The organism is Amycolatopsis sp. lyj-112 (assembly GCF_046549055.1).
In the GTDB taxonomy this organism is placed as follows: Bacteria; Actinomycetota; Actinomycetes; order Mycobacteriales; family Pseudonocardiaceae; genus Amycolatopsis.
The window spans coordinates 1-16,075 of sequence record NZ_JAJPWS010000007.1 but is presented as its reverse complement, the minus strand read 5'-3'; the positions used below and the strand labels follow the sequence as shown (position 1 = coordinate 16,075).

The window sequence follows — 16,075 nt, the reverse complement described above, 5'->3', positions numbered from 1 at the left end:
CTCACCATGACCACCACCCGACCTGACCCAGAACGCCCCGGCCAGACCCGAGCACCCCGCGCGTCGACATCCGCCCGCAGCGCCACCCGGCCCCACCCAGCGACTCGCCCTCCCCGCCCCAGTGCTCGACGCACGAGCGGGTCCCGCCGCGAGCGGTACCCGGGCCAGCCACGCGGCCGTTACCTGAGCCTCGGCGCCGGAGTGCAAAGCCTGTGCGTGTTTCTGCTTGCCTGCGAAGGTGAGATTCCGCCCTTCGACGCAGCCCTTTTCGCCGACACCGGCTGGGAACCGAAACAGGTCTACGCACAGCTCGACACCGCGCGCCGCATCGGCGCGCGGGCAGGGATCCCCGTCCTGACCGTGTCGAACGGCAACATCCGCCACGACGCCCTCAAACCAGAGTCCCGGTTCGTCACCATGCCGCTGTTCGTGAAGAACCGTGACGGCACGAGAGGGATGGCCCGCCGGCAATGCACCGGCGAGTACAAGATCAAGCCGCTCAAGAAAGCCATCCGCCAGATCCTCGGCTACCCGCATCCCACGCGAGTGCCCCGCGGGGTATTCGTAGACCAGGCCATCGGTATCTCCACCGACGAGTTCCACCGCGCGAAGGACTCCGACGTCAACTACACCCGCAACATCTTCCCTCTCCTCGACCTCGGACTATCACGTACGGACTGCCTGACGCTCCTGCGCGAACGTGGCATGGGCGCGGTCGTGAAAAGCTCGTGCATCGGTTGCCCTTACTCGGGAAACTCGCGGCTGCGGTTCATCCGGGACACCGATCCTCACGCGTGGACCGATCTGGTCGAGTTCGATAAGGCGATCCGTCACGGCAGCCCCCGCGCCAACGCCAACGGCAAACCGCTGCGTGGCCAGTTCTTCATCCACCGCTCGCTCCTGCCGCTCGACCAAGTCGACCTCGACGTCACACGTGGCACCGCCAACGCCGAGGAAGACGACCCGGACGGCTGCAGCCCGTTCTCCTGCCGTAGCGGTCCTCCCGCCACCACGCCTGAAGCCCGCGCGGCCACTCAGATCGCCGTACCGGGCCCGACAGCCCGCTGACGGCGCCTACCGGGCCGCCCCGGCCCCAACCAGGCCAGAGCCGTCGAAGTGCCCAGCTAGGCCATCGACGAGAAGCGACTATTCCACCCTGCCCTCGTTTCAGGAGGCCACCGTGCACCGCAAACCACAGCTCGTCATCGACACCCACACCGAGAACTCCGCATTCCTCGATGAGGATCGCCCTGCCTGGTCACGCGAACGCCTCCGCGGCCTCGGTGTCACCACCACTCTCATGACCGCCGCCAGCCTCCTCGGCATCGGACGGACGACGGCGTACCGCCTCGCACGGCAAGGCGACTTTCCCGTGCCCGCCATACGGGCCGGACGCAACTACCGCGTCCCCGTCGCGCGCTTGGTCGAGCTTCTCGGGCTGGACGAAGAGCCTCGTAGCTAGTCCTTCCTCTCTGTCCCCATTGGAGCGTCCATAGCCGTGATCCGAACCACGCCTGCGGATTTCGGGAGGAACGAATCCGATGCACGAATTCTCCGCCAACACCTTCAAACGCTGCACTTGCAAACACCCCGAAACCGGGCAACAGCTCGGGGCGAAATGCCAGAAACTCAAACGCCGCAAAGGGTCCTGGAGCTCGGATCACGGAACCTGGTACTTCCAGGCCGAACTTCCCCGCCGTAGCGACAGAACCCGCCGGACCCGGCGACGCGGGGGATACGCAACACAGACCGACGCACAGGACGTGCTCGACAAGATGGCCGCCCTGGTCGAGGCAGCGCAACCACATGGCGACGCCGCCGTCGTCGCCATCGGCGACCTCATCGACACCTGCCTCATGAGCGGAAAACCCTTCCCCGCAGCGGAAAGCATCACCCAACAACTAGAGTCAGGTGACACGCCGAACCGCGTACCGACCGTCGAAGAGTGGCTGCAGACTTGGCTGGCCAGCCGCAAGAAACTACGGAAAAGCACCAGGCTCTCCTACAGCCAACACATGAGACTGTGGCTTATTCCGCACCTCGGGCTCTACCGCATCGACGCGCTCACCGTCGAACACGTCGCCGCGATGTTCGACGCCATGGCCGAGCGCAACGACTTCATCACTGCCGCGAAAGCCAGCGATGACCCAGACATCCGCAAAACCGTTCACGGCCTGCGGATCATCAGCGCCGCCACCATGCAGCGCTACCGCGCGACCCTGCGCGCCGCGCTCAACGCCGCGATCCGCGACCCCAAGATTCCACTTCAGTTCAACCCTGCCTCCCACATCGAACTACCGTCAGGCCGCCGACCCAAAGCGCTCCTGTGGACTCCGGAACGGGTCGAACGATGGCAACGCACAGGAGAGAGACCGTCCCGGGTGATGGTGTGGACACCCGAGCAGACAGGCGCTTTCCTCGACCACGCCGAAGGCCACCCCCACTACGTACTACTGCACCTCATCGCCTACCGGGGCCTCCGCCGCGGCGAGGCGTGCGGCCTGCCTTGGTGGGACATCGACCTCGCGAACCAGAGCGCCACGATCACCTCGGCCCTAGTCCAAATCGGCTGGGAGATCGAGTTCGGCGAACCGAAGAGCGAAGCCAGCGGCCGCGTCATCGCCCTGGATAACGCCACTGTCGACGTTCTTCGCACGCAGAAACGACACCAGGTCGACCTGCGAGACGCGGCAGGCATCCGCTGGGTCGAACACGGCCTGGTCTGCACCGAACCAGACGGCAGTCCGATACACCCAGCCAAACTCACCGACAGCTTCCAAGCGATCGCCGAGGCGGCGGGTCTGCCGCCCGTACGCCTGCACGACCTCCGCCACGGAGCGGCCACCCTCATGCTCGCCGGCGGCGCCGACCTCAAGGAAGTTCAAGAACTCCTCGGACACTCCAGCATCGCCATAACCGCCGACACCTACACCCATGTACTCCCAGAACTCGCCCGCGAATCCGCAGAGGCTGCCGCATCACTCGTGCCCCGGCAGACACGGCGCAAGCTTCCCCTGCCGCCTAGAAGCAACTCATGCCGCTTCGGAACGTAGGTTGCGCGGGAACAATTTGGGGCCTGTCCGGGTTTGCGCCCGGGCAGGCCCCTGAGGGTAGACAAAGTCCTCGTTGAGCACTATAGACGACCGATATTCGCGGTAGTGGCGCAGCATGTCGCGCTGTGTCAACTCGCAGCGAACGATCCCCTGTTGAAGATCACGTGACAAGTAGCCAGCCGAAGCTAAAGGGCTGGGGCAGCCTTCTCCGCAGACCTTGGCTGTTATCCATAGGTGCTTTAGCAGGTTAGTCCAAAGCGAGTAATCTGCTCGGCTTCGCGTTCGCGACCGGGTCGTCCCGCCAGCCAAGCAGTGAACGCGTCGAGCGCAGCGGGATGGCCAGTTGTGATCGCGGCCCGATAGACTTGTTCGGTTTCTTTTTCACGGCCGGGTTGTGTTGCCAGCCAACCAGCGAACGCGCAGTGCGCATCGGGGTGACCGGCGATGATGGCAGTCCGGCAAACCTGCTCGATGTCGTCTTCTCGACCGGGCTGCCTCGCGAGCCAGTGAGCGAACTCGCGGAGCGCGTAGATAGGGCCGGTGGTGATGGCCCCCCGATAGGCCTGTTCAGTCTCTTCTTCGCGGCCGGGCTGGCGCTGTAACCAACGAGCGAGCGCGAACAACCCCTCCGGGTCGCCTTCGGCGATCATGTCCCGGTAGATCTGCTCGGAATCGCGATTGCGGCCTGGTTGGGCAACCAGCCAGGCCGCAAAGTCGGCTCGCGCCGGACCGTGGCCGACGGTGATCGCGTCTCGGTAGATCTGCTCGGTCTCTTCTTCGCGACCGGGCTGTCCTGCTATCCAAGTGGCGAATGCGCGGAGCGCAAACGGAGAACCGGCGGTGATGGCCTCCCGGTAAGCCTGTTCGGTCTCTACTTCGCGACCGGGCTGTCCTGCGAGCCAGCGAGCGAACTCGAACAGCGTGTCACGGTTGCCGCGGGCAATGCTGTCTCGATAGACCTGCTCGGTGTCGCTTCTGCGACCGGGCTGGTCGTCCAGCCATTCAGCGAACGTGCGGGACGAGTTAGGGGAACCGGCGACGATCGCGTCCCGGAAGGCCTGCTCGGCCTGTTCTCCGCGACCGGGTTGTGTCGCGAGCCAACTAGCGAACGCGCGGGGCCCGTGGGGGTCACCGTCGGCGATGGCGTCCCGGAAGGTCTGTTCGGTCTCGACTTCGCGACCCGGTTGGCTCTCCAGCCAACGAGCGAGCGCGAACAGCCCCTGGGGGTGGCCGCCAGCAATCGCGTCCCGACAAAGCTGCTCGGCGTCCCCTTCGCGACCGGACTGACTGTTCAGCCAGCGAATGCCCTCGAACAGTGCGTAGAAGTCCCCGGCGGCAACGGCCTCCCGGTAGGCCTGTTCCGCTTCCTGTTCGTATCCTGGCCGCTCAGCGAATACTCGGGCGAGCTCGTAGAGCGCACCTGAGGTCCCTGCGGCTCGGGAAAGAACCTCGCCGTGTTGGAAACGTCCGCGGTTCATCGCGGCGCTGGCGAGGCTGCGGAGATCGCCGGCGGACGTGCAGTGCTGCCGGAGCGCACTCCAGACAGCGTCGATGACAGGCTGAGCCCGGCGGGCATGGCAGAGGTACTGCTCGATGTAATCGGCCAGTTCGTAAGCCGCTTGCTCAGTTCTGGTGTCGTGGTGGTCGGCGCAGTCGAGCGGTATGAGAGCTTGGACGCCTTGAGTTGAGCGCAGGGGCTTTGTGGCGTGGGCGACCGCGGTGTCGAACCAGCCTGGTGGCGGGCTGGCTGGGCCGCGTTCTTCCCGCCATAGGGCCGTGGCGATGGCGCGAAGCAAGGACGCGGACAGAGGGCTGGTGTGGCCGAGACGGCGTGCCTCGCCGGCGGCGTCGAGCAGCAGCTGGTCCATGTGATTCGGCGCGGTGAGATAGTGCTGGAGGAGTTCGTGGCTGCCGGCGAGGGTTTGGGTAAATCCGATCCGATCGGGATTATCGAGTGCCGTCCTGAGGCGCTCATCGCCCGTGCGTACAGCTAGCTCACGGGCTCTGTCGCGCTCGCTCGGGGAGAAGTCACGGGGAATGTCGTGCCATCGCACCCACTGGTTCGCGGAGACGAGCAGATCCCGGTTGTCGCTGACGTGATCGGTGGACGTGGTGGCGTCGCGCAGCTTCTCCGGCCACAACGTCGCCACGATCACGAGAGGTTGTGAGTTTCGGTTCGTCCTGGGATTGCCTGGGGCCACGAACAGGTCACGCAGTACGTCTAAAGAAAGTCCGGTCCCGTTGGGACCGAGGAAGGTTTGCAGTTCGTTGAGCCAGAGCACACATCGCCGCCGGTGCAGTAAGCCGGATGTCGCTAGACCGCGAACTGCGGCCGCCGATCGAGGACGGATCACCACCCACCCAGGCCCGAGCGCTTGGACGGCCTCGAACAGTGACCGAGTCTTTCCGGTCGATGGCCCACCACGCAGAATGATCATTGCCGACAGGTCGCCACGAGCTGCGTCCGCGACATCCGCGTCCAGCAGCGCATCATGATCTCGCGACGCGTACGCGGGCGGCGACGTGATGGTGCTCTGGATGTCAGCGAGAACACGGTCGCGGCGGATCGCGGGGTGAACAGTTGCTTCGGCAGGGGTGAACTGCTCCATTTCCCACACCGTGCAGTTAGCCTCTGCGGCAGAGGTCTCCCACCCCGCCGTCGCCGGATCGGAGGCGAAGGACCTGGTGAGTCGATGCAGGCGCTGGGCCTCGTCACGCTCGGCGTCGGTGACGCCGAGCGCGGTCAGCAGCGAAATGAGGATACCCTCGCCACGCCGATGGCTGTGCTTGGCGATGTAGTTCTCGGCCGTTCCTTTGCTGCACGAGGCGACCTCTCCGAGCTGCTCATAGGTCAGGCCGGAGCGGTCCTTGAACCCTTTGAGAAGCGTGCGTAGCTGCCGAGAGGCGGCGAGGTCCGGCTGCACCATCACCACAGCTTCCCACCCGGCCCTCTGAACCCAAGCCCCGCACCTGCCCACCGCTATGCCGACACCTGCCATATACGGAACGAGTACTCCGACGACCTGACGATCGGGGCCTGGCTACTCAAGGAGCTCATCGCACTGGCCGTCTACATTCGGAAGAACCAAGGGGACCAGCTAGCGCTCAAACGAAGGCGCCGGGCCTGCTGCCAACGACGAGACAGCGGGATGGAGCTCGCAGGGCCTCGACAGCCAGCGCATTTTGAACGGGACCGCAGCTGCTCGCAGATATCCGAGGGAACTGGTTCACGCCTGGCTACTTGGCGTGGCGTCGGGTGCCGTTTTCGAGTTCGAGGACCCGGAGGGCGTGTGCGCTGGTGGTGATCTTGTTGCTGGCGCGGAGGCGGATGATTTGGGTGACGATCACCCGGGCAGCGGTGAGAGCCAGGGCGACCAGCGCCACGGTGACCAGGCACCACGCGGGCAGGGTCGTCAGTAGAGCTGCGCCGCCGACGGCGGAGGTGAGCAGCGCGATCGGTTTGGAGCCCATCGTCACCACCTTTCAGGTCATCGCCACCGCCGATCGGCTGGTGTGGTTCCACGATGACGCCGTCCACCGGGCTGGTCAGCACATCCATCGGACACGGTGCCGAGGTGGGTGATGGATGTGCCCGTCGGACTGAGCGGCAGCTGTCGACGCGCCTCGTTTGCCAGGCGCGGAGTTCGGCCATGACGGCGGGTGGGAAACTGTGGTGATGGTGCAGCTGGACCTCGCCGCCGCTCAGCAGCTCTGCGCGCTCCTGGCAGGGTTCAAGGACCGTCGCGGTCTGTCTTACGAGAAACTTGGAGAGCTGGCCTCGTGCAGCCGGGGTACTGCCGAGAACTACATCACCAAGCCTGCCCACACCCGCGGCGAGGAGATCCTCCACTCGTTGTTGACCGCACTCGGTGTCACCGATGATGAACGTGCTGAGGCGCTGCGCCTGCACCGGCTCAGCAGACCCGAGACTCCTGCCCCGGCGACCGTTGGCTGGAGGGCCGCCGCGGCGGAGGCCGACTGCACGGTGTGGGAGCTGGACGAGTTCACCCCGGCCGAAGCGACTGTCCACCCCGCAATTCGCCGTGGTCCGATTCCCATCGGCGGCCAGAACATGATCATGGCACCGCCCGCATATGTGCCGCGGGATCACGACACGCCGCTCCATGCAGACATAGCTGCCGCAGCCCGCGGCGAGCTGCGTGCTCTGGTTGTGCTGTGTGGCGGGCCGTCGACTGGGAAGACCCGGTCGCTGTTCGAGGCCGTTCACGCTCTCGGGTCCGGGTGGGCGGTGGTTCGTCCTCGATCAGCGGCGGCGCTGCGTGGCCTGGTCACGTCCGGGCTGCTGCGCCGACGACGATGCGTTCTATGGCTGAATGAGCTGCAAATCTTTCTCGGTCCCAATGGGACCGGGCTGTCGCTGGACGTACTGCGCGACCTATTCGCGTTCGCTGGCAACCACATCGACGGGAAGAATCGAAGCTCGCGCCCTCTCGTAATAGTGGCGACGTTGTGGCCGGAGAAGCTCCGCGACGCCACCGAACCCGATGACCAATTCAGCGACAACCGGGACCTGCTCGTCCGCTCTAACCGGTGGGTGTACCGGCATGACATTCCCCGGGACTTCTCCGCGCGTGAACGTGACAGGGCCCGCGCCGTCGCCGCCAGCACCTCGGATGACCGTCTCGGCGTCGCACTCGAAAATCCTGACCGGGTCGGCTTTGCCCAGACTCTTGCCGGGGGCCACGAACTTCTTCAGCACTACCTCACCGCGCCGAACCCTATGGATCAGCTGTTAATCGATGCGGCGGGGGACGCGCGCAGGCTTGGCCACACCAGTCCCATGACCGCCTCGCTGTTACACGCAATCGCCGCAGCCCACTGGCGGGAGGAACGCGGCCAGGCCAGCCTCCGGCCAGGCTGGTTCGACAGCGCGATCGTCCATGCCACCCAGCCACTGCGCTCCACCCAAGGCGTCCAAGCTCTCATCCCGCTCGACGACACCGAACCCCACGACGCTAGAACTGAGGCCACCTACGAACTGGCCGACTACCTTGAACAGCACCTCAGCCGCACCCGTCGAATCCACCCCGTCACGGATGCTGTCTGGGTCGCGCTACGCAAGCACTACACATCGACCCACGACGCTCTGAACATCGCGAGAGCAGCGATAGATCGCGGCCGCTCCGAGCACGGTGAGGCTCTCTATCGGACCGTGAGCACCCCTAAAGCACTAGGTTTGTGGGCCCAATTGCTCGGGAGCCTGCCCGGCCGCGACGCCGAGGCCGAAAAGGCGTACCGAGACGCTATCGCCGCCGGTGACCGTGCCGCGTTGCTTTCGTTCAGTAACTGGACGGCGCGGCAACCCGGTCTGGAGGCCGAAGCTCTGCAGGCTCACCTGGATGCCGTTGCTGCCCAACTCACTCTCGGGCTGCTGGGAGTTCCTGGCCAGCTGGCGATGCTGGCCGGCCGCGAGGCCGAGGTTGAACAGGTCTATCGAGGTGCCATCGCTGCCGGTGACCCCGCCGCGTTGCCCATGTTTGTGACCTGGCTGGGGACGCAGCCTGGCCGCGAGGCCGAGATCGAACAGATCTATCGGGACGCAATCAACGCCGGTCGCTCCGCCGAGATGCTCTCGTTTGCTGAGTGGTTGGCGACGCAGCGTGGTCGCGAGGCCGAGATCGAACAGGTCTATCGAGGTGCCATCGCTGCCGGTCAACCTGCCGCTCGGCTCTCGTTCGCTGGCTGGTTGGCGACGCAGCGTGGCCGCGAGGTCGAGGTTGAACAGGTCTATCGGGCTGTCGTCGCTGCCGACGACCACCTCGCTGCCGACGCCCAGCTCTCGTTCGCGAACTGGTTGGCGACGCAGCCCGGCCGCGAGGCCGAGACTGAGCAGGTATACCGGGACGCCAACGCCACCGGTGACCCCATAGTGCCCCGCGCGTTCGCTGGCTGGCTGGCGACGCAGCCCGGCCGCGAGGCCGACACTGAGCAGGTATACCGGGACGCCAACGCCACCGGTGACCTCATGGTGCTGCGCGCGTTCGCTGGCTGGCTGGGGACGCAGCCTGGCCGCGAGGTCGAGATCGAACAGATCTTTCGGGACGCCATCAACGCCGGTCGCTTCAACGCGTTGGGCTTGTTCGTTTACTGGCTGGAGACGCAGCCTGGCCGCGAGGCCGAGATCGAACAGATCTACCGGGACGCCATCAACGCCGGTCGCTCCGCCCAGATGCTCTCGTTTGCTGGCTGGCTGGCTACGCAGCCCGGCCGCGAAGCGGAGACTGAAAGTGCTTACCGCGACGCAGTTACCGCTGGCTGCTGGGATGCGCTCAGACAGTTTGGCGAGTGGTTGGGTGCGCAACCTGGTCGCAAACGCGATGCCGAGCAAATTGCTCGCTTTGGCCTGATCTGCTAGAGCCTGAGCCTTAAAGTCCGAGGGTGTGGAGAATGCGTCAGCCAGGGGCTCCAATCGGTAATTTGGTGGCCACGACGGTCCAGTGGACCGAAGTGTTGATGTGCAGCCCGAGGACTTCGGCGAGGACGGTGAGAGGGCACTGGCGCAAAGGATCTAATTCGCCTTGGCGACCCAGTGCGCGAAAGGGAAGCGATGAGAGATCTCCCGTAAGAATGAGATCAAAGCCTGCTTGAATCGAGGGTTGGCATGGCACCTCCGTCCGTCGCCTGGCTCGGCGACCGACGGGGCATGCAGGTCCCTGGTCATCGACGTACCAAGACGCAACGTATTCAATGGCGTTGTGTCGTCTATGCGAACGGATTCGCCGGAGCTGCTAGAGGTTCGGCGTGACGTCCAGATTGTCTACGCTGAACAGGTGCTCGGCGTCGAGATCAGGCTGAGGTGGCGCAATTTTCAATCCAGCGACCACGTCGTCTAGTTTGAGCAGGTCGTGGTCTCGTGTGCACACGCTGTGGCAATCCCAGGCGAGCGCTGTCGCCAGAATGGTGGCGTCCGCGCCTTTGAGATTGTGATCGACGGCCAGCTGGGCAGCGTGACGGGCAAGCCGCTCAGACAACTCAGCGACCTGGTAGCCGCTGTCTCGGACCCATGCCATCGCTTTGTCGACACGTGCTTGTCGAGCGTCTTTGCCGCCGTGGTCACCGCGGATGCAGCCGGCTCCGCCGACTTCTGCCAGAACGATGGCGGGCATGACGATGGTGTGCTTGTCTCCGTGATGCGCGAACAACCAGCGCGCGTCCGCCTGGCGCTTCTCGTCTACGCCTGTAATGAGATCGAGAACTATGCAGGTGTCGACCGCGATCCGTGGAAGCTGCTTAGTCACGCTGCTGTCTCACCCACTGAACGGGGTCGAGGCCCTCCGGCCACTCTGTACCGAAGATCCCGGCGACGTCGTCCAGCATCACGCGAGCACGTGATGACTCGATGACCTCGAGACCTGTGATCGTGATGGACTTGACTTGGTCGAGGATGTCGCGACGTATCTCTCCCCACGCTTCGACTTCAAGATCAAGCGCCGAACGCACCGCAGAGGTCAAGCTGGGGCCGAATGTCACGTCGATCGTGTGGCCGTCCCGGTAATCCCGGATTCCGGCGGATCTCTTTCCCCCGTTGTTGTTGTAGCGATACAGCCGACCTCGCACTGACCCAAGCGCAGGTTGACTTGGCGCGATACTGGCCTCGGCGTTACGGGCCAGCTCCGCGTCGATCTTGGCCACAGTCCGCGATGTCTTCAGGATGACTTCGCGCACGCCGCGGCGGGCCGACACGTGTTCGAGCTCGACCAGCCCCGTCACACTTTCGGGTCCCCAGCCGGTTGGGATACCAGCCCCCTGGGTCAGTGACTCGATCCCTGTCCGAACAGTGGCCACGTGATCTTCATTGCTGCGGATCGATGCCTGCGCACTGCCGACCGCTAAGTCCGTTATGGCGAGTACTGGTTGCTGGCCTACACCGACGTTTCGCAGGATCTTGTCCAAGGCGAGGATCGCGTCAGCGACGGCACGTGGGTCGATTGCGCCATGAGGACCCTCGAGCTTGACCTGGATCTCGTCATCCTTGATCGGGCTCTGATCGTCGCGCATCTCGACCTCCCATCCATGCCATCATGATGCCGAACTACCAGCTTGACATCAGCACGAAGCCGAAAATCGTTACCGTGCGCCTCGCTTCACTCGTTCGAAGTAACGTTCGAAGGCTAGCGAGGGCGACCATGCTCTTGCCCGATCAGCTTGGCTTCCCAAGCTCAGTTCGGCGCATCCGACGTGCCCGGGGCGTCGGGCGTACTCGGCGTAGCGCTAAGCCAGGTCCCGCCTAGCTAGCCACCTCTCTCCAGGTCAGCATGCTGCGGAGTGTCGACGCTGTAACCAGAGCGGCGCGGACATCCCCGTCGAAAGGCCGGAAAAAGGTGGTGTCGTCCGGCAGGACGTACCACCGGCCGCCGCCGAGGGTGGGCTTGTCGCTGACCTCGTACACCTTGGCGTCGGTCAGGTCGGGCTCATCCACGGCATGCTCCATTCACTCCTGTGGCCTAGCTCGTTACCGGCTTGAGTCAAGCACAGGTACCTTCTGGTTCTCGTCGCTGGTATGGGTGTACCGACGTCGCTACCTGGTGTTATGTCAGCCACTCGGCTTGACAAGCGGCTTCGGCAGACCCAGGATCTTCGACAGAGTTCGTGCGTATGTTCGAGTGTTTGTCGCTGGCTTCCCCCCACGGCAGAGCGTGTGTGGTGTGGAGCTGGTGTGGCGTTCAACAATCCTGCTGTCCCGTGGTCGGAGGTCGCCCGTGTGGCCTCCGGCCAGCCGCGTGTTCGGGGTGACGGGAATGATTCGCCCGCCTGGTCGCGCAAGCGAGAGGGCTACGCCGGGGCGCCGGTGGACCTGCGGGCCCGCGAGGGCGACGACGATGGCGGGGCGGTGCCGCGGGTGCCGTACGCGGAGTTGCACGCGCATTCGAACTTCAGCTTCCTCGACGGCGCCAGCCACCCGGAGGAGCTGGTCGAGGAGGCTGCCCGGCAGGGGCTGGACGCGATCTTCCTTACCGATCACGACGGCATGTATGGGGCGGTGAGGTTCAACGAGGCCGCCCGCGAGCTCGGTGTGCGGGTCGGGTTCGGTGCCGAGCTGTCGCTGGATCTGCCCGCGCCGCAGAACGGGGTCGCGGATCCGGGCGGTGCGCATCTTCTGGTGCTGGCCCGCGGCCTGGAAGGCTACCGCCGTCTGTGCCGGGTCATCTCCCGCGCTCAACTCGCCGGCGGTGAGAAAGGCCGCCCGGTCTACGACGAGACCGCACTGGTCGACGACCTGGCTGAGCATGTGCTGGTGCTGACGGGTTGTCGCAAGGGCAGGGTCCGCCGTGCGCTGGCCGTGGGGGACAAGGTCGGGGCGATGTCGGAGCTGGTGTCGCTGGTGGACCGGTTCGGGCGGGATCACGTGGCGGTGGAGCTGACCGATCACAGCCAGCCCCTCGATTCGACCTACAACGACGTGCTGGCGTCAATGGCGGATGCGGTGGGGGTGGTGACGGTGGCGACGAACAACGTCCATTACGCACACCCCGGACGAGGGCCACTCGGAGACGCGGTCGCCGCCGTTCGCGCACGCCGGTCGCTGGATGACATGGAGGGTTGGCTACCGCCGGCTCACATGGCGTTCATCCGCTCCGGTGCCGAGCAAGCTGAGCTTTTCGCCCGCTATCCCGGTGCGGTCACCCGCGCCGCCTTGCTGGGCGTGGAGTGCGCCTTCGACCTCTCCTTGGTCGCCCCGGACTTGCCTCCCTTCCCCGTTCCACCCGGACACGATGAGATGTCGTTCCTGCGGGAGCTGACCTGGACGGGCGCGGCGAAACGCTACGGCAACCGCGGCGACTACCCGAAGGCCTACGCCCAGCTCGAACACGAGCTGAACGTGATCGAGAAGCTGGGGTTTCCGGGGTATTTCCTGGTGGTGTGGGACATCGTCCGGTTCTGCCGCGAAGCCAACATTCTGTGCCAGGGCCGGGGATCCGCAGCGAACTCCGCGGTTTGTTACGCGCTGGAGATCTGCCACGCCGACCCCGTTCGCTGGGGCTTGTTGTTTGAGCGCTTTCTGGCGCCGGAGCGGGACGGGCCGCCGGACATCGACATCGACATCGAGTCCGACCGCCGCGAAGAGGCGATCCAGTACGTCTACGACACACACGGCCGCTTCCATGCCGCACAGGTGGCCAACGTGATCACCTACCGGGCGCCGTCGGCGATCCGGGACGCCGCCAAAGCTCTCGGCTACAGCCAAGGCCAGCAGGACGCCTACGGCAAGATCGTCAACCGGTGGGCCGGCGTGAAGAAGACCGGCGAAGAGGCCGTCGGCGAGATCCCGCCCGAGATCCTCGAACTCGCCGACGCCCTCGAAGACTTCCCACGGCACCTCGGGATCCACTCGGGCGGAATGGTGATCTCGAAGGAGCCGGTGTCGGAGGTGGTGCCGGTCGAGTGGGCCCGCATGCCCGGACGGTCGGTGTTGCAGTGGGACAAGGACGACTGCGCCGCCGTCGGTCTGGTGAAGTTCGACCTGCTCGGCCTCGGCATGCTCTCCGCCCTGCACTACATGATCGACCTCATCGCCGAACACCACGGCGAAACGGTCGACATCGGCAAGCTCGACCTCGCCGACCCAGCCGTGTACGACATGCTGTGCGCCGCGGACGCGATCGGGGTGTTCCAGGTCGAGTCCCGGGCGCAGCTGGCGACGCTGCCGCGGTTGCGGCCGCGGAAGTTCTACGACCTCGTCGTCGAAGTCGCCCTTATCCGGCCCGGACCGATCCAGGGCGGCTCCGTCCACCCCTACATCGCGCGCCGCCGCGGCGAGGAAACCTGGAAACACAAACATCCTCTGCTGGCCCGGAGTCTCGATAGGACACTTGGGGTGCCGTTGTTCCAGGAGCAGGTGATGCAGATGGCCGTCGACGTCGCATCCTTCACCCCGGCCGAAGCCGACTTGTTGCGGCGGGCGATGGGTGCGAAACGCTCCAGTGCCAAAATGCGGAAGCTCGCGAAACGGTTCTTCGAGGGCGCGGCGGCGAACGGCGTCGACCGGGATACCGCCGTGTCGGTGTTCGAGCAGATCCACGCCTTCTCCGGCTACGGCTTCCCCGAAGCCCACTCCATGAGCTTCGCCCTGCTCGTGTATGCCTCCGCGTATCTGAAGCTCTACTATCCGGCGGCGTTCTGCGCGGGGTTGTTGCGGGCGCAGCCGATGGGGTTCTACTCCCCGCAATCGCTGGTCGCCGACGCCCGCCGCCACGGCGTCATCGTTCGCGAACCTGACATCAACGCCAGCCTCGCCCACGCCACCCTCGAATCCGAGCCCGAAAGCACCGGCGGCCACGCCATCCGCCTCGGGCTCGCCGCGATCAAACACGTCGGCGACACCCCCGCCGAAGAGATCGTCGCCGAACGCCGACGCCACGGGCCTTTCGGCAGTATCGGTGAGCTGACCGAACGCGTCCGGTTGAAGAAGCCAGCGATCGAGGCCCTCGCTACTGCGGGCGCGTTCACCACCCTCGGACCCGATCGACGCCAGGCACTGTGGGCCGCGGGCGCCGCAGCAACCACACGCCCGGAACATCTCCCCGGGCTCGCGCCCGGCCTCGACGCCCCCGCCCTACCGGGGATGACCAGGTTCGAGGTCACCGCCGCGGACCTGTGGGCCACAGGCATCTCACCCGGCTCCCACCCCGTCGAGTACCTACGCGACCTGCTCACCCGGCAAGGCGCGATCACCGTCGCCGAGCTCCTCCAGACCGAGGACGGCGCACGGGTGTGGATCGGGGGAGCGGTCACCCACCGGCAACGCCCGGCCACCGCCGGCGGCATCACCTTCTTCAACCTCGAAGACGAAACCGGCATGGCCAACATCCTCGTCTCCCCAGGGCTATGGGCCCGCCACAAAGTCATCGCACGCGCGAGCGTCGCGTTGCTCGTCCGCGGTCAGGTTCAAGCCACCGACGGTGTTGTCACCCTCGTCGCCGACAAACTCGAACGCCTCGACCTGTCCATGACCACCGGCCCTTCGCGGGACTTCCGATGACCGGCGCCAACCACGGCTGGCGCACCCTCGAGATCCCCATCCGTCCTGGCATCGGGACACCGACCCATTGCCCTTGGGGACACAACCTCGAGGTCGGCGGCGTCAGGCAGAGCTGGTCACAGGACTACCACGCACCCGAATGGCTGTGCGAAGCCTGCCACGCTCTCCCCGCCCGTGGTGGACTATGGGCGCAGATCGACCCCACGCCCGCACGGCACGTCACCGAGGACCAAGTCGACGAATACGGGCTCCGCCTCGTCCTGCTCCGCCCGCCGACGCCCGCCGGGATTGGTGCTATCCAGCTGCGGCTGGGGCACACGATCTTCGGTGAAGTCCAGCTCTCGCTCTGCCCGATCGACCGACGCGCGATCCTTGTCCACATCGAAATCGAGGAAAAACACCGCCGCCGGGGCGCGGGTTCGGTCCTCGTCGCCGCGGCAGCCGCTCGAGGTCCGCGCTACCAGTGGACGACCCTGCCGATCGACCGTGACCCCACCTCGATCGCGTTCTGGGCCCGGACCGGCGCACCCGGGCCAGCGGCACCACACCCGTGCACGCATCAGCTGGGACAAGGAGTCGTGCCCGCAGAGTCGAGATGGACGAAGAGGTGGTGGTGATCCATCGTAGCTGACGCAAAGCCGAGTCGACTTCGACCATAATTACCCTGACGTAGCGCCATTGCGGTGGTGCATCCTATGTCTGGTAGGTCAACCACCGGTTGAAAGCTAGGACAGCTTATCCAACCACTCTTTTACGTATTCCTCGGCGTGTAGATCTCCCGCTATGCGATACGCGCGGAGTGCTTCTGCTCCTGAGGCCTTTGCTTCCTCGATTTGTCCTAAGTCCCGCAGGGAGGTCCCGATATTGTGCCATGTCATGCCTTCGCCGTGGTGATCGCCGAGTTGTTGGTAGATGTTGCGGGCGGTTTGGTGGGCGGCGATGGCTTCGTCGAAGTTCCGCAATTCTTTCAGTGCGCTCCCGAGTGCGTCCCACGCCATGCCTTCGAGGTGGCGGTTGCCGA

The 16,075-nt window shown here is 65.4% G+C and carries 12 protein-coding genes; 6 read left to right on the top strand and 6 right to left on the bottom strand.

The window, feature by feature from the left end; genetic code table 11:
- Window positions 1–201 precede the first annotated feature (201 nt).
- The 3 genes from ACLJRL_RS23005 (at window position 202) to ACLJRL_RS22995 (ending at window position 3,053) form a co-directional block, all read left to right on the top strand.
- Complete coding sequence (locus tag ACLJRL_RS23005; protein WP_410658321.1) at window positions 202–1,068, top strand: hypothetical protein; 867 nt, start codon at window positions 202–204, stop codon at window positions 1,066–1,068.
- A 112-nt stretch (window positions 1,069–1,180) separates the two neighbouring features.
- Window positions 1,181–1,462: a helix-turn-helix domain-containing protein gene (locus ACLJRL_RS23000; RefSeq protein WP_410658320.1), complete on the top strand. Its 282-nt coding sequence runs from the start codon at window positions 1,181–1,183 to the stop codon at window positions 1,460–1,462.
- Between the two features lie 79 nt (window positions 1,463–1,541).
- Window positions 1,542–3,053 carry a tyrosine-type recombinase/integrase gene (locus ACLJRL_RS22995; RefSeq protein ID WP_410658319.1) on the top strand — a complete coding sequence of 504 codons (1,512 nt, stop codon included), beginning with the start codon at window positions 1,542–1,544 and terminating at the stop codon, window positions 3,051–3,053.
- A 239-nt stretch (window positions 3,054–3,292) separates the two neighbouring features.
- Here the strand turns inward: ACLJRL_RS22995 and ACLJRL_RS22990 are convergent, their stop codons facing one another.
- Together ACLJRL_RS22990 and ACLJRL_RS22985 are read right to left on the bottom strand one after the other, a co-directional pair.
- The gene (locus tag ACLJRL_RS22990; RefSeq protein ID WP_410658318.1) at window positions 3,293–5,980 is read right to left on the bottom strand and encodes a helix-turn-helix domain-containing protein; all 2,688 of its coding nucleotides are present in this window, start codon (window positions 5,978–5,980) and stop codon (window positions 3,293–3,295) included.
- A 310-nt stretch (window positions 5,981–6,290) separates the two neighbouring features.
- On the bottom strand, window positions 6,291–6,524 hold the full coding sequence (locus ACLJRL_RS22985) for a hypothetical protein (protein ID WP_410658317.1): 234 nt from the start codon (window positions 6,522–6,524) through the stop codon (window positions 6,291–6,293).
- A 205-nt stretch (window positions 6,525–6,729) separates the two neighbouring features.
- Between ACLJRL_RS22985 and ACLJRL_RS22980 the strand changes: the two genes are divergently transcribed.
- Window positions 6,730–9,429, top strand: a complete 2,700-nt coding sequence (locus ACLJRL_RS22980; protein ID WP_410658316.1) for a helix-turn-helix domain-containing protein — start codon at window positions 6,730–6,732, stop codon at window positions 9,427–9,429.
- Window positions 9,430–9,802: 373 nt separating this feature from the next.
- Here the strand turns inward: ACLJRL_RS22980 and ACLJRL_RS22975 are convergent, their stop codons facing one another.
- The 3 genes from ACLJRL_RS22975 to ACLJRL_RS22965 form a co-directional block, all read right to left on the bottom strand.
- Window positions 9,803–10,312, bottom strand: coding sequence for a type II toxin-antitoxin system VapC family toxin (locus ACLJRL_RS22975; RefSeq protein ID WP_410658315.1), 510 nt, complete (start codon window positions 10,310–10,312; stop codon window positions 9,803–9,805).
- The gene (locus tag ACLJRL_RS22970; RefSeq protein WP_410658314.1) at window positions 10,305–11,072 is read right to left on the bottom strand and encodes a hypothetical protein; all 768 of its coding nucleotides are present in this window, start codon (window positions 11,070–11,072) and stop codon (window positions 10,305–10,307) included. The genes ACLJRL_RS22975 and ACLJRL_RS22970 overlap by 8 nt, the downstream gene beginning before the upstream one ends.
- A gap of 229 nt (window positions 11,073–11,301) precedes the next feature.
- Window positions 11,302–11,493, bottom strand: a complete 192-nt coding sequence (locus ACLJRL_RS22965; protein WP_410658313.1) for a hypothetical protein — start codon at window positions 11,491–11,493, stop codon at window positions 11,302–11,304.
- 237 nt (window positions 11,494–11,730) lie between these two features.
- Here ACLJRL_RS22965 and ACLJRL_RS22960 point away from each other — a divergent pair, with 237 nt between their 5' ends.
- Both ACLJRL_RS22960 and ACLJRL_RS22955 read left to right on the top strand, forming a co-directional pair.
- Window positions 11,731–15,054, top strand: a complete 3,324-nt coding sequence (locus ACLJRL_RS22960; protein ID WP_410658312.1) for an error-prone DNA polymerase — start codon at window positions 11,731–11,733, stop codon at window positions 15,052–15,054.
- A complete protein-coding gene (locus tag ACLJRL_RS22955) occupies window positions 15,051–15,671 on the top strand; it encodes a hypothetical protein (protein ID WP_410658311.1) in 621 nt (206 codons plus the stop codon). The genes ACLJRL_RS22960 and ACLJRL_RS22955 overlap by 4 nt, the downstream gene beginning before the upstream one ends.
- Window positions 15,672–15,779: 108 nt before the next feature.
- Here ACLJRL_RS22955 and ACLJRL_RS22950 read toward each other — a convergent pair.
- On the bottom strand, window positions 15,780–16,075 hold a 296-nt coding region (locus ACLJRL_RS22950), incomplete at its 5' end, for a tetratricopeptide repeat protein (protein ID WP_410658310.1).

What these genes read in the sequence shown, in the direction of transcription:
- ACLJRL_RS22980 (WP_410658316.1), top strand. Translation starts at nt 6,730, where the DNA reads ATGGTGCAGCTGGACCTCGCCGCCGCTCAGCAGCTCTGCGCGCTCCTG.
- ACLJRL_RS22995 (WP_410658319.1), top strand. Translation starts at nt 1,542, where the DNA reads ATGCACGAATTCTCCGCCAACACCTTCAAACGCTGCACTTGCAAACAC.
- ACLJRL_RS22985 (WP_410658317.1), bottom strand. Translation starts at nt 6,524, where the DNA reads ATGGGCTCCAAACCGATCGCGCTGCTCACCTCCGCCGTCGGCGGCGCA.
- ACLJRL_RS22955 (WP_410658311.1), top strand. Translation starts at nt 15,051, where the DNA reads ATGACCGGCGCCAACCACGGCTGGCGCACCCTCGAGATCCCCATCCGT.
- ACLJRL_RS22970 (WP_410658314.1), bottom strand. Translation starts at nt 11,072, where the DNA reads ATGCGCGACGATCAGAGCCCGATCAAGGATGACGAGATCCAGGTCAAG.
- ACLJRL_RS22990 (WP_410658318.1), bottom strand. Translation starts at nt 5,980, where the DNA reads ATGGTGCAGCCGGACCTCGCCGCCTCTCGGCAGCTACGCACGCTTCTC.